The following is a 17,512-nucleotide window of genomic DNA, read 5'->3' as shown; positions in this document are numbered from 1 at the left end:
TTATAACAGAAAAATTAAAAGCTGGCAAACAGCATCTTCCTATATTTCTCCGAAAATCCGGAGTTTCCAAGAGAATAACTACGAACTTTCGTAGGCCCTACTGGAAATCTTCCTTTCGAATACCTAAGCGGATGAGTTTGGACTCCAGTGTGGTGGGCTTCATATTCAACTGCTCCGCAGCGCCACCTGCACCACGAATCCTTCCCTTTGACACTCGCAGTACGGAGGTTATTAATTCCCGCTCGGATCGTTCCTGTTGCTGTTTAAACTGCTCCATTGAACCCGGATGGCTATAGGTAGCATCATCGGTTGCAACGGGCAACCTCATACTGGAAAGCGGTTGTAGCAAAGTCATTGCTTTATTATTACCCGACATAATGAGGGCTCGCTCCATGATGTTTTCTAACTCTCTCACATTACCAGGCCAATCATATCGTTCTAACGCCTCCAACATTTCGGAGGATATGCCGTAATACGCACGGCCAATAGATTTCGCAATCTTTTTTCCAAGATAGTCGGCCAGTAGTGGAATATCCTCCTTTCTATGTCTCAAAGGAGGTAAATGTATTGGGAATACATTCAATCGAAAGTAAAGATCCAATCGAAATCGATGTTCCGCCACCGCCTGCTCCAAGTTTCGGTTGGTGGCAGCAATAAGACGAACATCTGTAACTATCATTTTATGACTGCCCACTCTTTGCACCTTTTTCTCCTGGAGCACGCGCAACAATTTTGCCTGCACATCCATACTCATCTCCCCTATTTCATCTAAGAATATCGTTCCGCCACTGGCAGCCTCAAACTTGCCCATCCTGTTACTGACTGCACCAGTAAAGGCGCCTTTCTCATAACCAAACAACTCCGATTCAATGAGGGAATACGGCAATGCGGCACAGTTAATCTTAATAAACGGCTGACGGCTGCGTTGCGACAATTCATGAATTGCCTCCGCCAGTAATTCTTTGCCAGTACCACTCTCCCCTGTAATCAATACAGATGTATTGAGCGGTGCTACCTGTTCTACTAAATCTAGGCAATGAGATATCGAATGACTTTTCCCAATGAATTTTTCCATGAATGGCCTTGCAATGAGATTTCCACTAGGTTCCGTATGCGTCAAAACTTTATTCCCTGGCTGGTTCATCCCAAGCATTAACCTGCCAATCAACTCCTGCATCTCCGACAAAACAGCTACCTCTCTGTCATCAAACCCATTCGAGGCTTTATTGAAGATATATAGTCGGCAATGATCCAATCCAGGTGCGTGTATGTCTCCCCGTATCACCGAATGGAAATTGTAACAGCGATCCAGTAATCCAACAAGCGGGTCCTGCTGCGTCAAAGCATCATATGCGGATCCAGACAACTGCTGTAACAGGCATGGTTCGGGATAGCCAGACAAAGCCTTCTCCACGTCCATATTACTTCTCGTAGCAATCATATTTAGTCCACTGTTATCAATCTCCTGGTATTCGCTGAAGCTACTCCTGTACACTCCTCGGAAATAATGTTTTCCATCATAACCTTTATAGGAGAAACAAAGCAATTCAAAGGGTACCGCCAATTGGAGCGATTCCGCCAGCCGAACCAACAACGTAACTTTGTCCTGCTGTTCCTGCAACAACATGACCAAAGACCGCCGCAGCCGATCCTTACGGAATAAAAAAGCTTCGAGGCTGTGTTCATGTCGGTAACTGGCTATCTCCAGTGTAACTAGCAGGTCTTTCGGCCTGATAGGTTTAACCAAAAAGCCGTAGGGTGCTGTTGCCTTTGCCTTCAATAATGTGTGCTGATCTGAATTGGCCGACAGATATATAAAGGGGATATTCCTACTTCTCAACTGATCGGCAAGATCAATTCCAGTCAGTTCCCCTTGGAGCTGAATATCCAATAAAACCAAGTCGGGAGTATGTTTTGCTATCAACTCCAGCGCAATTGCAACAGATGCCGCAATACCGGTTGTTTCGTATCCCGATGCTTCCAGCATGATCTCAAGATCGTTCGCAACTACAAACTCATCTTCTACAATCAGTACTTTCTTTTTCATGGCGTTTGTCAGTTATAATTATTCAACCATATGCTGAGAGGTCGTATGGCTCATCTGAGCAGCAGAGAACCGAACGGTTATCTCAACGCCATTCTCCGTATATATCTGATAGGTACCGCCTATTTGTGTAGTAAGTCCTTTCAGCAGGCTCATACCTAATGATTTCCTATGAATGGTTTGATTCGCTTCTATCCCCACGCCATCATCGGCAATGATAAGCTCCACCTCCGATAATACATGTTTCAACGTGATCAAAATATGCCCTGGTAGGAAGTCGGGGAAAGCATATTTCAATGAGTTGGTAATAGCCTCGTTCAATATAAGTCCTAGTGGAATAGCCTTTGATACATCCAGTGTCAACGATTGTAAATCAAGTACGAATTCCACATTCGGGCAATCAAAACTATCTTTGAGGTAACTTGCCAGCTCTTCGATATAACTTTTCATGTCAATGATAGACTCATCTTTTTCGTATAGCCGTTGATGTATGAGAGACATGGCATGCATCCGACGTTGACTTTCCCTAATGGCTGCAACGGCATCCTGACTGGCAAGGTAAGCCGATTGGCTATTCAGCAGACTAATAACCATTTGCAGGTTATTCTTCACACGATGATGTACCTCTTTTACCAACCATTCTTTCTCTATCAGCAACTTATCCTTCTCTCCTATTAACGCTTCCAGTGAATTATTTTTCTGCTTGATTTCTTCTCTTTGAAGTGCCAATTTATCGGAAGTCTTTTTCTTCATACGGTACCTACTGTAGGTTAATATCAGAATCAAGGCTAATCCAATTGCACCAGCAATCATCATATTTCGAAGGAGCCCTGCCCGCTGTAATTCCGATTCCTGAATTTTGTTCTCTTGTTTAAGCAGTTCAATATTTTTTTGCCTGATAAGCAACTGCTGGCCTTGGAAATCACTGGTTGCTTTTTGCAACTGAGATTTCTTTGTTAGTAGATCGACTTGTTGCTTTTCGTTTTGTAGGTCTTTTTGTTTAAGCAGCAGTGTTTGCCGATTTAATGCTAGGTCTTGCGCACTTTTATCTGATTGTGCTTTTTGTAGGGCTGCCTGCTGAACCAGGATTTTGATATTTTTTTCCTGCAATTCTATCTCTTTATCCTTCTTCTCTGTATCAAACTGAACATGGAGTTGGTTCAACTGGTTGACCGTCTTTTCGTTTAACGCAGCATCTTTCTCTATGGTATATAATTGAAAATTCCGGAATGCGGAAGCCCAATCACCCTTAGCAGAATCAATCCTGAAGCGGTAATTGTAAAATTGCATCTTATGCTCCGGTAATTTAAACTTCTCCGCCACCATTCTTTGCTGGTCCACATAACGTTTTGCTCGATCATACTGCCCACTGGCTAGTAAAAATCGATTGAGCTCTGTGTAAATAGGTATCTGGTCGTATTCGTCGGGTTTCAACGAATCTGATATTTCCATGAGTTGATCAGCGTATCTACCTGCACTCTTAAAATCATGTAACTCCGAATAGCAACGTACAAATCGACTCAACATCTGTATTTTTGGATTCAGCAGTAACGTTGATCCATAAGATTTTTCCAAAATATTCAGATTATCCAGTGCCTCCTTAAGCCTGTTTTGGCGAATCAGCACATTGGCCAGGTTAGATCTAAATTGAACCACTAGCATTGGATCCTGAGCATATTTACCGGTGTTGAGCGCCTTGTACAGGTACTGGGTCGATTCTTCTAACTTCCCCATTCTAAAGTAAATCAGCGCCGCATAATTATAAATCTCAGCCATATGCATGCTCGTATCAGCGTACTGTTCGCCAATCTTAATGGCTGTAAGTTCATTCTTCAGGGCTTCTACCATCTCCTTTTGTTGCCACTGTACAGCGCCAAGAAGTCCGTAAGACCATTGAACACGTGTCTCCCCCAATTCGGTAAACAGTCTTATACTTTCTTTAAGCATTTGTTCCGCGGCAGGTAATTCTGCTTGCAGCATTTTTACCTCGCTGTAATCTGGTAAGATGGTAGCAATACCTAGTTTGTCGCCGGTTGCATTCAAAAGGGCTAATGCTTTTTCATAGTAGGCTGATCTTGTAGGGAGACTCGTGTCCATTATGCCTCTCAGGTTATACGTTCGAACCAGTTCCTTTGTGGCCTTCATTTGGGAGAAGATGGATTCCGCCTTTATAAGAAAGGAAATACCCTCAGCAAGCTTGTTCTGTTGTTGTAGATATGTAGCCATCAGTAGGGCGCATTCCCCTTGTCCTTTCTGATAACCCAGTTGGCGCGACAAAGTATCTGCCTGTTGAATGTAGTATAGGACTCTTTCAGGGTCGCCCCCTTTGTCTAAATCTGCCGCTGCTTTTTGAAGCAACTGAGATATGGTAGCAGTATCTTTATTTTTCCCAGCCAATCGGGAAGGGGTCCGGTAACCAGGTTTGGACTGTCCGATTACTGCCATTGGGGCTATTAATAGCAGTAATAATAGCATTTTCCTTAAATTCATGCAGCAGCAATTAATACTCTTACCTAAGCACCGCAAACAGCATGTTGAGTATACTGGAAGATACAATTTTATCCTCAAATTTTTTTCATGCCTGCGAAGGGCTTCCTATCCCCAAATTTCGGAGATGGCGACGGATTAAATGATGGTTGATTTACCTATTAAGTTGCCTTATTTCCCTATTTTCAAGAGAGGGAATGGGATTTCCTAATACATACGGGAGTGCTCTAAGACTTAATCACCGAACTTTCCCTACTTTTGACCACCAACTATCTAAACATATTTTATGTCAACAAACGGCAATCTGGAATATATCGCTCAAACATGGCTCAATGCATTTAATGCACGTAATCTTGAAAAATTACTTTCTCTCTATCATGACCAGGCGGTGCATTACAGCCCTAAGCTAAAAATACGTCACCCGGAAACCAACGGCCTAGTGAGTGGGAAGGATGCATTAAGGAAGTGGTGGCAGGATGCTTTTGATAGAATTCCAGAACTGCATTATCAAATAAATACCTTGACAGCAAATGATGAGCGGGTTTTTATGGAATACGTCAGACAAGTGCCCACAGAACCAGATATGCTGGTCGCAGAGGTGCTGGAAATAGCGGACGGGCTGATTGTTGCTAGCCGTGTGTATCATGGGTAATTAAATATATTGCTTGATAACGGGATAACACATTTGGAAGCGTGAGGGCGCTATTATTTCCGCCTGGCTTTTACTAAAAGTACCAGGCACGCCAGCGATGCAATGGTATTTAAAATACTGAACCAATCACCCCACTTGTTATAAAGTGTAGGATAATGCTGTATATCTACGCGGCCTATTAACATTACAGGCGTGCTATTATCGCTATTGGCCTCATACAAAACCCTGCCGCAATAATCGTTGATAGTCTGCCTACCTCGCCTGGCATTTCTTACCATTCCATAACCGCCTTCCACACATCTCATGATCGCCATCCGGCTATGCAGCCAACCATCTCGCTCAAAGTCCCAGGCCGGTACATATAAAACGTTACAATCTGCTTTACCATACCTGCTGATGTATTGCTGAAAATCCATGTCCTTACAAATGGCCACTCCTTCTGGTGCACCGTTCCTGAGAAATATACCGGGTTCTTTTCCTGGTAGTACGCTATCCAGCACTTCTCCTACCACCAAATGTACTTTCTGGTAGTCTGCCAGGAGCTTTCCGTCCTTATCTATCACCCAAGCCCTGTTTTCATAATAGTCCCCTTTTTGCTGTGCCACGCAAGCAACGATGCCTACGTGATGTGCAATGGCAGTATCTTTAAACTGCTGAATGAAACCTTGGCGGCGGTTATCTCTTACAGTAAATATTTTTTCAGGAAACACAACTATCTCTGCCCCCCGCTTTACCAATTCCCCTACCTGGCTCAGGTAAAGGCCTGCTAAGTACAAATCCCTGTCCTCCCCTTTTTTAAATTCTTTGTGATAAGCCCGCTTATCAATGGTCACCATACCCACTTGCAATGATTTAGCAGCAACAGACTTTTGATGTAAACGCACCACACCCCAAACCATCGTAGCTACAAAAACGCCAATAGTTACAAAGGAAAGTGCGCGGATGGATTGTTTTTGTTGATACCGGTAAATGATGAACGCTACAACTGTAGGGATAAAAGTGACAAAAAAGGTGATCCCCTGTATGCCTGTCAGAGAAGCGACCTGCACGAGTGGTAAAAAATCGCATTGTGTATAGGCAATGCTGCCTGCCGTTCCGTCCGGGGTGGTGATGATCCAGAGATACTCCATTGTAGTAAACAAAACAGGGAATACAAATACAGTGGACCAATGGGAATAGGTAAGCATCAGCTTTCTAGCAGCTATCACCAGTACTGCGAAAATCAAGGGCATAAACAGTGTAAACACAAACACCAGCGGCAGAGGTAAAATACTTAATAAATAAGGTACCCAGCTAAGCCTTCCAATTAAGTAACCAGCAAAAGCTAATAAGAAAGCCCATTTGCCTGTAAGTCGTAACGCCAAATAAAGTATGGGAATAGGCGCCAACCATAATAGCCACCAAATATGTGCTGATAAGCTAAACGATAAATACCAGCAAATACCCGCAAAAAGCAGTCCTGCGGCTAATAATGCTTTGGAGACCGGTTTTAATTCCGACATGATATAAGTTTAGTATTATTGTCAAAGCTATACGGTTTTTCCGGGGTAGAATTGTATATTTTAGACACGCTGATGTTTTATGAGCATATCCGCTATTTTATTGTCCTCTTTTTTAAACTGGCTGGGAGTGGTGCCAGTAAACAACCGGAAATCACGGATGAAATGCGCCTGGTCAAAGTAATTGCATAAATGGCTCACATCAGCTAGGGTATGTGAGGCTTGCATACACCTAACTGCTTTATTGAAACGAAGTATTTTATGGTAATACTTCGGTGTATACCCGATATTTTTCAGAAAAATCCGCTCCAGCTTTTTATAATACCATCCTGTTTGCTGGCAGACGGTGTCAATAGATATATCATCCTGACTGTTACGCAGCATATCAATGCTTAGGTTAACCACTGACTGATCAGTTGGTGTATTTCTTAATGCGGTCTTTAATAAAGCATCCAGTACTTGTATTCGCTTGTCATCATCCGGATAATCTGATAACTGCATCTCCAAGCTTTTTACTGCCGGTCCTAAAATAAGTTCAGCAGGCATCAGGATATTTAATAGATCAGATACCGGCAAATTAGTAAATGCTGCCAGTCCGCCGGGCTTAAAACGCAAGCCTAGCATCGTTGCTTTACCAGTACTTTTCACATAAAAAATTTGGTTGCGTTGTCCCATAATCACCGGCCCACTCAAACGGGTGCCATGAGGGTTATCCGCTGTTATTAACCAATCCGTCGGGTCGCCAAAATCAAAGATCAGTTCCACTCGTCCGCCTGGTATTAAGCGGTCAGGTGCATCCATAAACCGATCCGGCGCATGTAATACCCAATAGCATTCTATGAAGTCTGCCAGTTGAATGGATGGATAATATTGCTGGTAATAGAGCATATATCGATTTAAATAAGATGATTCTTATTCCTTCTTGCGCATTTTGTACATCCCGATCGCAACTTCTGATCCCTAATTTAATATACAAAAATCGTAAAATTTACTGCGATAGAATATTATGGATAAATAGATATGGATGATGAGTTTGGGGAAACAGCGAATATGTTGTGGATCAGATTTGTAGTGAAGGTGGATCACCACCCATACCTGCCGCCGGTCATTCTGGACGAATGAGTTTCTGGTAGGTACACCGGTAGAATTAATTATGAAAATCAGCGGACATGAGAGTCTGAGAGACTTTTACCGGTATATAAGGATTACACCAGAAGAGGCGGCCAATTTGGTACAGGACATCTGGGCCAAACGCGGAAATATTATAAATATGGATCACCCGGTAAAAAATGTATATTAAAACAACTATGGAGGCGCAGTAAGTGGCGCCTCCATTTCAAACAAATTGCGTATGGATTATTGTTTTTTCCATTTATTGAAAAACGAAGTAAACTTATTGTACATTCGTCGCCAAGATTGAACATTTGTTACCACTTGGGAATCTGGAAGTATCAAACCTTTTTTTCCATAATATTCCATGTCGTCGCCTTGAACTCTGGCATCAAGTTTTTGGGCAATGTTGACCATTTTCAATATAACTTCCTCATCGGGACTTTTAACGCAAATATTTCCTTTGTAATAGCTGAACCATACATTAAGGAGACGAGAATGTTTGGTCCAGACGGCCAGCCCTTCACCTTCAATTCTTAGCACACTTCCATCCTCAAAACTTGCTTCTGCATAATTATCTAGCCTCATTTCTGGGTCATCAGTTAAATAATTTTTCCATTCCTCCATCGATATTTGCTTGCTAAAATCCTCGTCATACCATGTATCCTGACGTGTAATGTGTAATTCATAGCCCATAGGAATACCAAAATCAATTTTAATTTATCAGGTTTTTTTATAATCCAATGTAATTTAAAAAATCTATAACGTATATCCTCGGCAGTTGTAATGTAATCCTGTAAGGGTAAAAGTCAAGATACGAACATCTGGTACAACGAGACTCCAATTAATGGGGAGGCCGATTTATACAGCCTCCCTTCCATTTATTATAATGCTCGTTCTCTTATTCCTGCCTCAAACTTTTCATTGGTAGTTTTGATCATTTGCCGCCAGATTTTGATGACCATTTCAATCTCCACATTACTCAACATGGCAGACGGTTCGTGATCATTTATTGGGGTCGTACTCATCTTACGGTAGAATGTTGGCAGACTCCATTTACACTCCAGTTTATTATGTCATCCAATTGCTGACGGTAATTTTCAAAAAACACCATGGGCCTTAAGCATACCTTCATTGTGTGCCTGTTTAGATAGCTGGTTGATGTTATTAGCCATACCAATGAGCATTTTAAAGACGGCCTTTCCTCGTCATTTGAACAGGGGATTACAGCCCCAAATAGTGCCATATGACGGATGTATCCAGTGTACCTCATTCCGGCCTTTAAAGCCATTCCTTTTACAATAAAATACTCCGCCTTTGTAAACCTAACGCCTGTACGCATTTCTTTCTTCACTGGCTTTAAAGGGCGGCCCCTTTACCTTTCTTCTTTTGGTTTACCTGTTCCATATTTTCAATAGCTGTTATCCTGGAAAATAGGTAGCAAAGCTCCATGCTCCAACGTGAAACTGGCTGGCGAAGCCGGCCGGTTCTATCTTCCACAAACGACTAGCGACCAAAACTTTTTCATCTCAACATATGCCAAGAATGCTCAAATATCTACTCAATAGAAAATATTTATTTATATTCAATAGATAAATCTCTGTTCACTATCAATTGATTGCGTATGAATAATTTAACATCTTGTCCAAATTGCGGCGCCAAAATAAAGGACGGCGTATTCAGTAGCAATTTCCTTATGAGTGACATAAAATCCGAATTAATAGCGGAAATAAACAACTCCCCAAAAATTACAGGTTGCAGCAAATGCCTTTCTGATACGTATGATCAGGCATTCAACAAATTTGTGGCTATACGGAAAAAGATTCAGGATGAAATAATGGAGCATATTAAAAATGTGCCTGTGATTACCACACTCAGCCCATTTAACTGGGATTATAAAGTGTTAGGTTTAGCAACTGGTCAAAGTACAACCGGTACCGGTCTATTTACAGACGTCGGGGCCTCTTGGACTGATTTTTTTGGAATGCAATCCCAAGCCTATAACAAGAAAATAGCCAGCGGTGAGGAACTATGCCTCCAACAAATAAGGTCAAAAGCAGTGAGGGTGGGTGGCAATGCAGTTATTGCGGTTGATATTGATTACTCTGAAATGGGAGGCGAGAAAGGCATGATCATGGTTTGTATGTCTGGTACCGTGGTAAAATTAAACAACCTTGAAGTCCTTGACCAGTATAAAGCTGAATCAATAAAGAAAATATCGTTTCTAGCTGATAAACTGCACGCTTCCAATAATAAGTATGCGGAAATCCTTGAAAAATTAAATTAACCCCAATAAAGAAACTTTTAAAATATCGCTTCTCCAAATATAGATAGACACCCGTAAAAGCATAAAACTTGAAAATCGTAACTTGGAACTGCAATGGCACTCTTAGAGATAAATTCGAAACGTTACACAAATTAAACGCAGATATTTATATTATTCAGGAATGTGAAAATCCGAAAGAAACCAAGCATGAGAGATATAGGGAATGGTCTAGTAATTCATTATGGATTGGTGATATACCGAACCGCGGTTTAGGGATTTTTGCAGGACGAAACATTAAGATTACATCGTTGCCATGGAGCAATCATTTTCAAGATCACACTGTTAAGTACTTTTTGCCTTGTCTAGTAAACAATGATTTTCAACTATTAGGAATTTGGACACACCAAAACAATTCACCAACTTTTGAATATATTGGCCAATTTTGGAAGTACCTTCAAACTAACAAGCGATATTTTTTTGAACGTGAAATAATTATTGCGGGTGACTTCAACAGCAATGTAATTTGGGACAAATGGGATAGGTGGTGGAATCATTCTGATGTGGTTAAAGAGCTTAAAGAAATGGGAATTGAAAGTGTCTACCATAAAATGAGATGCGAAGAGCAAGGCAATGAATCAGTACCAACTTTTTACATGCATCGAATAATTACGAACAATTACAATACAGGCCGAGAGACATTTTTACAACAATAAGGTCAGGTACAGCCAATTCGACTAAAAAAGAAAAACCTGCGCCAGGCGCAGGTTTCAATCTTTATCCTGTGATCCTTATGGTACAAAACTCGAACCTTTTTGTGTTTGATTTACGAAAGTTAAGCACAGAACCCCAATTTATTATTAATTTTTTCCGATGAACTACTGCTGAATCTTGCTCATCAACTCGCCTATGCGAAAGTCGTGTTGACTGAAGCAATTTCCTTGTTACTTGTTTCAGGGGTTAGTTTATAAAAATCAAACCCTTCATGCTCCTCAGACTTTCTTTCTAAAACACCTAACCCCTTGCCTTCTAAAACCAGCCGTTGGCGTGCAACAGCGTAGTCAATAATATGTTCACCTTTGTCAATTCCAATATATTGCCTTTTCATTTTGTGAGCAACAGCGATAGCTGTACCCGTTCCGACATATGAATCTAAAACCAAATCATTTTCCTTTGTTGCTATTTCCAATATTCGTTGTATCAGCCTCTCTGGTTTGGGAGTATCGAATATGTCCTTTTCAGGAAATAGCTTCATCAAATGTTTCTTTGCTTCTTTATTTGTTCCAACTTCGTCAGCAAGCCAAAGTGTTTCGGGTGTTATTATAATTTCAGATTCTGATAAAAATTTTTTAAGCCTTGGAACACCATTACCATCATTTCCAAACCATACTCTACCATCTTCTATAAGAGCGTCCATCTTATGTTTATTATAAACCCAGCACCTGCCCTTAGGTGGGATATGGACTTTGCCGGATGTACTAACTATTTCATAAAACTGTGATTTTACAGCGTGCCCTGCTTGCACGTTTAATGAAACAGATTGCCATGCCCCTCGCTTGTCATTGTCAGGATTTTTATACCTCGCAATTTGCGCACCATTTCCTTTTAGCTTGTTCATGGACTTAGAAAAGTCCGATCTATTTTTAGCATAAACGAGTATATACTCGTGGTTATTCGAAAATATTTTCCTATTTTCTCTTGTTGTTCTTTGTTGCCAAATTATCGTGGTGACAAAATTACTTCTATCGAATATTTCATCTGCCGCTACTTTAAGATAGTGAACTTCCGAATCGTCAATAGATATCCAAATACTTCCATCTGATTTCAATAGCGGTTTTAGCTTTTCGAGTCTTCTTTTTATTTCTACTATCCATTCCTCATGAACAGAGTCGTCATAATGCGTATAGTTCTCTCCATTATTGTAGGGAGGGTCAATATAAATGCATTTAACTTTACCACTATAATTATGTGATAGCAAATCTAATACATCAAGATTTTCACCTTGAATTATTTTTCTTGTCAGGCTATCACCTGAAGGTGAGGAATGCTTTTTAATATATCTAAGTTCCATCATCTGTTCTGACAAATTATCAATACTTCTGCTGATTCTTCTGCTTCTAAATGTAAGTCTGTTCTATTCAATTTGCTATGTGCTAAATTACCAATTGAACGAATTTCCACGAAGTCAAAGTAAACCCTAGCCATCTTCTCCAACGCTTCGATCTCCATAACCCTGGGATGGGCTCCTTTTGATTTATCATACGGAGAGTATGAGAGCAACAGAATTTTATTTTTCTCGGAAACAAGTTTAAATAGCTCTTCAAACGCCTTTGGAGCTTTGGACCTAATACAAAAATCAGACTGTTCTCTATTCTCTCGATAAAGCCCCCTGCTAAATCTTTCCTTGCCACCAATTTTTGTTTTAGAAACCGTCGGAAAGTCCCTCAAGCTTAAAGTTTCCAGGCCGTGATAAAATCTACTATAATGATCTCTCGTATAAGGCGGATCGGCATAAACTATACGTACGTCATCGCTTAGATTCATTAATGCTTCCCTGAAATCTACTCCCAATACCTGATGTCCATTTTCGGCAAATTGATTGCTTGAGTACTTATTCAGCCAATGGTTATAGAGATCAAAAACATCAATATTTCTATCTTTTCGCAACTGTTTTAGAATTCCTTTTTTAGGTTGACCGTTTTTGTTTCTTGGCCTTATTGGTTGAGCAAACTGTTTGCCGACAGTATTTACAATGTCACTTGCTGTACTTAAAAGAGCTGCGAGTAAGAAGCTTTGATGTTTAATATTAGTATTCCCAATTTCAGTGATAATAGCATCTAAGATTACAGACTGTTTGTATGAAAAGTAAATACCACCAAAATACTTCGAAGCAATAAATGAATTACCCTCAAAGGATTTTAAGTTTTCTTCCACTCTATTAAATGCTTCTCCTAATTCAGACCGTATATCGTTTTCCCTATCTTTTGATAAATGAGAATATAAAGACCCATTTTCTAAAAAGTGACAAACGGCTTCTAAGTTTGTCCCTAATTCACCATTAATTATTGAATCTTCCAAGATAATTAGAGGTTGAAACGCTTTTTGATATTCAACTATAAATTTGGAATTATTCATCCTTTCGACAAACGAATTAACCAAAGAACTTTCCTCCGGAAATAAAAGTGCTGAGCAAATAATGTTAGAATAGTTTTGAATGTCGACTGAAACCACTTTCCTTTCCAAGGAGAAATATTGGCTAACCGAACCTGCTCCCGCAAATAAATCACAAATCCCATTCCTGTCAGGATCTAACTCATCAACTACCTTCTTAATAAACTCAAGGACTCTTAACTTGCTACCTAAATAGTGAATAGTCCTAAAAGATTCAGGTTTATTTAAGGCTACATTTCCATTTTCCATCTTTTCCTTTACCACCATTGTTTACTATGTTTAAATAAGATACCTGTTGAAGACGGATTGTCCAATAATAGCAGGTATTTGGCTTATTCTTGCTGTAATTCTTTTCATTCTGTCTCGTCTACCTGCCCAATTTATTTGTAACCATTCGTTAAGTTCTGCGTACAAAGGCTGGCCAGGCATATAAAGATGATATAGAAACATCCTTGTTGTGACTTTTACAAATATTCCAATAGGTTTTCCTTCGGTTGGATAAAGCAAACCACTGGCGGCATCTAATTCAAATCTGTAATTCTGACTAATGACAGACACGCTTGGTCTTACTTCAATTTCAGACATAGAGAAGTCATCATTGATATTTCGTAGAAGTATTCTTTGGCTATTATCTCCTGGTATCGCTCCAAAAAAGTTTCGAAAAGTGTCAATATCAAAATTAGCTTGCTTCCATCTATCACCACTTCTTGGAATTTCAGCAATTAGCACTTCACTATCAGGGTAAAACTGCCATCCATCTTGCTGTAAAATTTCAACATCATCAACTCCTTCAGGTAAAGCATCAATTTCAATCTCTACTTCTTCATCAGGTCGTATTATTCTTGTTCTCCTCACATATTGATTATCCCGAGCTTTTCTTATTACATCAGGATGATCAATTTCTTTTAAAAGTTGATCAGAATGCAACAACCAAGCACTCCAATATTGTTCAATTCGTTGAAGTTCTTCATTGGAAAGCTGCATAAGACTAAAAGCTTCTCTGTTTCTGCGCAAGCCTCCTAAAGTCAAATTTCCTGAGCCAACTATGAGTGTTCCTGATTCATCCTGATTTTTAAAATAGCTTAACTTAGGATGAAAAAGCGAGCCCCTGTTATTATGGTCAAATGCTTTAATAGCTAAGCTTGGTCGAACAGATTTGATGTCGTGCAGAATCTCTAAACTTGCGAGATTGGTAATTTCATCTATGCCAATGATCAATGAATACTCACCTCTTTCTAATAAGGAATCAAATACGCTATCTTTAAAAAGGATTTCAATTCCCCCTTTAGACGCAAAGGCATATGCTCCTTTTCCAAGAACCGAAGCCGAACAGGATTGAATTAATGCTTCGTGGAGCGTATAAGAGTTTGAAAAATACGGGTCTTGAAAATGAAGCATTTTAATATAAATATTTCGTGTAAAGGTGTTAATTATCTGATTTTTTAAATCATCGTTAATCCTCAAATATACATAAGTTCCACCAGAATACTAATGAACCCAAATTTGACCAAACTTGTAAAATATCAACGTGATATACTAAAAAACAATGTTCTTTCCTAATGGCTGCTTGCCTTAGTAATTGGGAGGTATAGGAGATACCATATATATACGTAATTTGTATTTCTTTATTACAAACAGTTTAACAAAGCAGAAAATCAGAAATTTTCACTTAAGCCAGGAAGGCACATAAATAAAGATGTGATCTTGAAGTGAGAAAGTTATTGAAGGAGTGAGAAAGTCCAACATCCCAATGATACTCGAACCAATTCCGGCTTTCCATTCAAGCAGTTAAAAATGATTAGTAGCTTCAGTGAAATCCTTAAACAAAGAAGCCTTCAGTCCCAATGATATGAAGGCTTCTAAATTTCTCCTGTGATCCCGCTGGGACTCGAACCCAGGGCCCATACATTAAAAGTGTATTGCTCTACCAACTGAGCTACGGAATCATTCCCGTGATGGGAGCGCAAAAGTAGGAAATATTTCATATCTCCCAAATTTTTTTCTATATTTTTTCTAAACTGGCCACCAGCGTCTAATACCAGACAATATTTTTACATGAGAACTTTCATTGCATGGAATTCTCACCTATTTTTGTGAGGCAAAAAAATATACATGAGTAATTCCTTTCAGAATAAAACAGTTGTCATCACAGGCGGTTCATCAGGTATTGGGAAAGCCCTGGTTGCAGAAATGCGCAAACAAGGCGCCCAAGTGGCCGTGTGTGGCAGAAAACAAGCTGCCCTCGAAGCCATGAAAAATGAACTGCATGCGCCAGAGGTATTCACCTTTGTAGCGGATGTAAGCATTGAGAGCGACTGCAAAGCTTTTATGGAAGCTGTTTTAGCAAAGTTCGGAAAGATTGACGTACTCATTAATAACGCTGGTATCTCCATGCGGGCCTTATTCAAAGACCTAGACCTCAGCGTGCTGAAATCCCTAATGGATATCAATTTCTGGGGAACCGTCTATTGTACCAAATACGCCTACCCTTCCATCCTGGAAAATAAAGGCGCTATCGTGGGCGTTTCCTCTATCGCTGGATACCGCGGCTTACCAGCGCGTACCGGATACTCCGCCTCTAAATTTGCCATGCAAGGCTTCCTCGAAGCACTGCGAACAGAAAATCTTCGTACAGGCGTTAACGTAATGTGGGTATGCCCAGGCTTCACCGCCTCCAATATCCGTAACACCGCCCTCAATCCACAAGGACAAGCACAAAGCGAAACACCCCTCAATGAAGATAAACTGATGAGCGCGGAAGAAGTGGCACACCGCATTGGCAACGCCATCGCTAAAAGAAAAAGAACACTCGTACTCACCACACAAGGTAAACTGACCGTACTGCTAAGCAAAATAATACCAGGTATACTGGATGGTATCGTCTTCAATCACTTCAAAAAGGAACCAGGTTCCCCCCTGCAATAAACAATTTTTGCCTTTAGCCGTTAACGTTAGTACGTACAAATACTTAAAATTGCGGTTAATTTACCATCGCATTGTAATTTTGTCTTTATTTGCAGTCAGGTTGTGTTTACAACACCGATGGCACCTTTTTTGACAGGAAAGCGAATCACATAGGTGACCATCATGCGGTGAAGATAGACGTGTGAATGATTTACAGGAGTTGGGATTTAGATTTTAGGGCATGTCCATAATTACATTAACATCAGACATTGGTTTGCAGGATTACCTGGTAGGTGCCATCAAAGGGCAGCTCTGGCAATACTGCCCGGAATGTCATGTTACAGACATCTCCCATCATATCAGCCCCTTCAACCTCCCACAAGCTACCTATATTTGTAAAAGCGCCTTCGCTTACTTTCCCCTAGGCACCTTTCACTTCGTGCTGATCAATCTTTTCGATCGCCGCCCAGATCATGTACTCGTGGCCGAACATAACGGTCAATACATCGGCTGTGCCGACAATGGCCTGCTAACCATGATCGCCGGAGGTATGCCGGAAAAAGTGATCAAAATTCCCCTCGCAAAGGAAGAACCACGAAATACTTTCTCCATTATTAAACTCCTCGCCGCCGCTGCTCGCGAACTAAGCAGAGGCGCCGCTCTCGGCGAACTGGCCCCCCTCACCCAGCAAATCGTCGTGAAAAATAACCTGCAACCACTCGTCGGAGACGATTTCATCGAAGGACAAATCATCCATATCGATAGCTTCGAAAACGTTGTAGTCAATATCACCCGCGAACAATTCGCCGCCCAACGCAGAAATAGAAAATTCCGTATCTTCTTCCGCAGAGATGAAGTGATCAGCCAAATCAGCGAAACCTACGCTGATGTTCCTGAAGGTACCAAACTGGCCCTGTTTAACGCCGCCGGCTACCTGGAAATCGCCATCAATAAAGGAAATGCCGCCGGCCTTTTCGGCCTGCAAGGTTTCAGACGTGAACAACTCACCCAACCCGCAGGCTTCCAACAATTATCATACTACCAAACTGTCAGAATTATCTTTCAATGATCAACCGTATCGTTAAAATGGAGTTCCAGCCAGATAAAGTGAACTCCTTCCGGGAACTATTCTCCCGCCAACAACAACAAATCAGAAACTTCCCAGGATGCCTGCACCTGGAATTATGGGAACACCCCGCTTCCGGTAATACCTTCTTTACCTTCAGCAAATGGGAATCAGAAAACGCACTCGAAAACTACCGAAATTCAGACCTGTTCCGGGAAACATGGGCTGCCACCAAAATCCTCTTCGCCGCAAAACCAGCAGCATGGAGCGTTTTACCCACTGTAATCCTCCCCTGATTGGACCTAATTTTCTTGCA

Annotated in this window: 16 protein-coding genes and 1 tRNA gene; 6 read left to right on the top strand and 11 right to left on the bottom strand. The window is 40.8% G+C overall.

Annotated features, from left to right (window positions below; translation table 11 throughout):
• Positions 1-97: 97 nt before the first annotated feature.
• The gene (locus JO154_RS06720; RefSeq protein ID WP_291943032.1) at positions 98-2,047 is read right to left on the bottom strand and encodes a sigma-54 dependent transcriptional regulator; all 1,950 of its coding nucleotides are present in this window, start codon (positions 2,045-2,047) and stop codon (positions 98-100) included.
• 18 nt (positions 2,048-2,065) lie between these two features.
• Positions 2,066-4,534, bottom strand: a complete 2,469-nt coding sequence (locus JO154_RS06715) for a histidine kinase dimerization/phosphoacceptor domain -containing protein (protein WP_291943030.1) — start codon at positions 4,532-4,534, stop codon at positions 2,066-2,068.
• Between the two features lie 283 nt (positions 4,535-4,817).
• On the opposite strand from JO154_RS06715, the gene JO154_RS06710 reads away from it, so the two are divergent.
• Positions 4,818-5,183 carry a nuclear transport factor 2 family protein gene (locus tag JO154_RS06710; protein WP_291943028.1) on the top strand — a complete coding sequence of 122 codons (366 nt, stop codon included), beginning with the start codon at positions 4,818-4,820 and terminating at the stop codon, positions 5,181-5,183.
• Between the two features lie 53 nt (positions 5,184-5,236).
• Here JO154_RS06710 and JO154_RS06705 read toward each other — a convergent pair whose 3' ends face one another.
• From JO154_RS06705 to JO154_RS26485, 5 genes are all read right to left on the bottom strand, one after another.
• Positions 5,237-6,685, bottom strand: a complete 1,449-nt coding sequence (locus JO154_RS06705) for a nitrilase-related carbon-nitrogen hydrolase (protein WP_291943027.1) — start codon at positions 6,683-6,685, stop codon at positions 5,237-5,239.
• Positions 6,686-6,745: 60 nt separating this feature from the next.
• Positions 6,746-7,570 carry an AraC family transcriptional regulator gene (locus JO154_RS06700; protein ID WP_291943026.1) on the bottom strand — a complete coding sequence of 275 codons (825 nt, stop codon included), beginning with the start codon at positions 7,568-7,570 and terminating at the stop codon, positions 6,746-6,748.
• A 468-nt stretch (positions 7,571-8,038) separates the two neighbouring features.
• Positions 8,039-8,488: a hypothetical protein gene (locus tag JO154_RS06695; protein ID WP_291943024.1), complete on the bottom strand. Its 450-nt coding sequence runs from the start codon at positions 8,486-8,488 to the stop codon at positions 8,039-8,041.
• A 188-nt stretch (positions 8,489-8,676) separates the two neighbouring features.
• Positions 8,677-8,820 carry a hypothetical protein gene (locus tag JO154_RS06690; RefSeq protein WP_291943022.1) on the bottom strand — a complete coding sequence of 48 codons (144 nt, stop codon included), beginning with the start codon at positions 8,818-8,820 and terminating at the stop codon, positions 8,677-8,679.
• 72 nt (positions 8,821-8,892) lie between these two features.
• A complete protein-coding gene (locus JO154_RS26485) occupies positions 8,893-8,967 on the bottom strand; it encodes a hypothetical protein (protein ID WP_366935569.1) in 75 nt (24 codons plus the stop codon).
• A gap of 449 nt (positions 8,968-9,416) precedes the next feature.
• Here JO154_RS26485 and JO154_RS06685 point away from each other — a divergent pair, with 449 nt between their 5' ends.
• Both JO154_RS06685 and JO154_RS06680 read left to right on the top strand, forming a co-directional pair.
• Positions 9,417-10,079, top strand: coding sequence for a heavy metal-binding domain-containing protein (locus JO154_RS06685; RefSeq protein WP_291943020.1), 663 nt, complete (start codon positions 9,417-9,419; stop codon positions 10,077-10,079).
• 68 nt (positions 10,080-10,147) lie between these two features.
• Positions 10,148-10,771 (top strand): hypothetical protein, encoded by a 624-nt coding sequence (locus JO154_RS06680; RefSeq protein WP_291943018.1) that lies wholly within the window; start codon positions 10,148-10,150, stop codon positions 10,769-10,771.
• 191 nt (positions 10,772-10,962) lie between these two features.
• Here the strand turns inward: JO154_RS06680 and JO154_RS06675 are convergent, their stop codons facing one another.
• The 4 genes from JO154_RS06675 to JO154_RS06660 all read right to left on the bottom strand — a co-directional run bounded on the left by JO154_RS06675 (position 10,963) and on the right by JO154_RS06660 (position 15,172).
• Entirely contained in the window at positions 10,963-12,129 is a 1,167-nt protein-coding gene (locus JO154_RS06675; RefSeq protein WP_291943017.1) for a site-specific DNA-methyltransferase, read from the bottom strand.
• A complete protein-coding gene (locus JO154_RS06670; RefSeq protein WP_291943016.1) occupies positions 12,126-13,493 on the bottom strand; it encodes a DNA adenine methylase in 1,368 nt (455 codons plus the stop codon). The genes JO154_RS06675 and JO154_RS06670 overlap by 4 nt, the downstream gene beginning before the upstream one ends.
• A gap of 12 nt (positions 13,494-13,505) precedes the next feature.
• Entirely contained in the window at positions 13,506-14,690 is a 1,185-nt protein-coding gene (locus JO154_RS06665; RefSeq protein WP_291943015.1) for a phospholipase D family protein, read from the bottom strand.
• Between the two features lie 409 nt (positions 14,691-15,099).
• Positions 15,100-15,172: transfer RNA gene (locus tag JO154_RS06660), tRNA-Lys, on the bottom strand.
• Between the two features lie 166 nt (positions 15,173-15,338).
• Between JO154_RS06660 and JO154_RS06655 the strand changes: the two genes are divergently transcribed.
• The 3 genes from JO154_RS06655 (at position 15,339) to JO154_RS06645 (ending at position 17,492) form a co-directional block, all read left to right on the top strand.
• Entirely contained in the window at positions 15,339-16,151 is an 813-nt protein-coding gene (locus JO154_RS06655) for an SDR family oxidoreductase (protein WP_291943013.1), read from the top strand.
• A gap of 220 nt (positions 16,152-16,371) precedes the next feature.
• Positions 16,372-17,199 carry an SAM-dependent chlorinase/fluorinase gene (locus JO154_RS06650; protein WP_291943012.1) on the top strand — a complete coding sequence of 276 codons (828 nt, stop codon included), beginning with the start codon at positions 16,372-16,374 and terminating at the stop codon, positions 17,197-17,199.
• Positions 17,196-17,492 carry an antibiotic biosynthesis monooxygenase family protein gene (locus tag JO154_RS06645; protein ID WP_291943011.1) on the top strand — a complete coding sequence of 99 codons (297 nt, stop codon included), beginning with the start codon at positions 17,196-17,198 and terminating at the stop codon, positions 17,490-17,492. The genes JO154_RS06650 and JO154_RS06645 overlap by 4 nt, the downstream gene beginning before the upstream one ends.
• Positions 17,493-17,512 lie beyond the last annotated feature (20 nt).

Origin of the sequence: Chitinophaga sp. (assembly GCF_019236475.1) — a bacterium.
GTDB lineage: Bacteria > Bacteroidota > Bacteroidia > Chitinophagales > Chitinophagaceae > Chitinophaga.
Note: the sequence above shows the minus strand (reverse complement) of the source record. Positions and strands in the feature narration are given on the sequence as shown.

Coding starts and splice junctions, on each gene's coding strand:
- JO154_RS06695 (WP_291943024.1), bottom strand. CDS start 8,488: ATGGGCTATGAATTACACATTACACGTCAGGATACATGGTATGACGAG.
- JO154_RS06690 (WP_291943022.1), bottom strand. CDS start 8,820: ATGAGTACGACCCCAATAAATGATCACGAACCGTCTGCCATGTTGAGT.
- JO154_RS06670 (WP_291943016.1), bottom strand. CDS start 13,493: ATGGTGGTAAAGGAAAAGATGGAAAATGGAAATGTAGCCTTAAATAAA.
- JO154_RS06655 (WP_291943013.1), top strand. CDS start 15,339: ATGAGTAATTCCTTTCAGAATAAAACAGTTGTCATCACAGGCGGTTCA.
- JO154_RS06645 (WP_291943011.1), top strand. CDS start 17,196: ATGATCAACCGTATCGTTAAAATGGAGTTCCAGCCAGATAAAGTGAAC.
- JO154_RS06710 (WP_291943028.1), top strand. CDS start 4,818: ATGTCAACAAACGGCAATCTGGAATATATCGCTCAAACATGGCTCAAT.
- JO154_RS06685 (WP_291943020.1), top strand. CDS start 9,417: ATGAATAATTTAACATCTTGTCCAAATTGCGGCGCCAAAATAAAGGAC.
- JO154_RS06720 (WP_291943032.1), bottom strand. CDS start 2,047: ATGAAAAAGAAAGTACTGATTGTAGAAGATGAGTTTGTAGTTGCGAAC.
- JO154_RS06650 (WP_291943012.1), top strand. CDS start 16,372: ATGTCCATAATTACATTAACATCAGACATTGGTTTGCAGGATTACCTG.
- JO154_RS06705 (WP_291943027.1), bottom strand. CDS start 6,685: ATGTCGGAATTAAAACCGGTCTCCAAAGCATTATTAGCCGCAGGACTG.
- JO154_RS06675 (WP_291943017.1), bottom strand. CDS start 12,129: ATGATGGAACTTAGATATATTAAAAAGCATTCCTCACCTTCAGGTGAT.
- JO154_RS06715 (WP_291943030.1), bottom strand. CDS start 4,534: ATGAATTTAAGGAAAATGCTATTATTACTGCTATTAATAGCCCCAATG.
- JO154_RS06700 (WP_291943026.1), bottom strand. CDS start 7,570: ATGCTCTATTACCAGCAATATTATCCATCCATTCAACTGGCAGACTTC.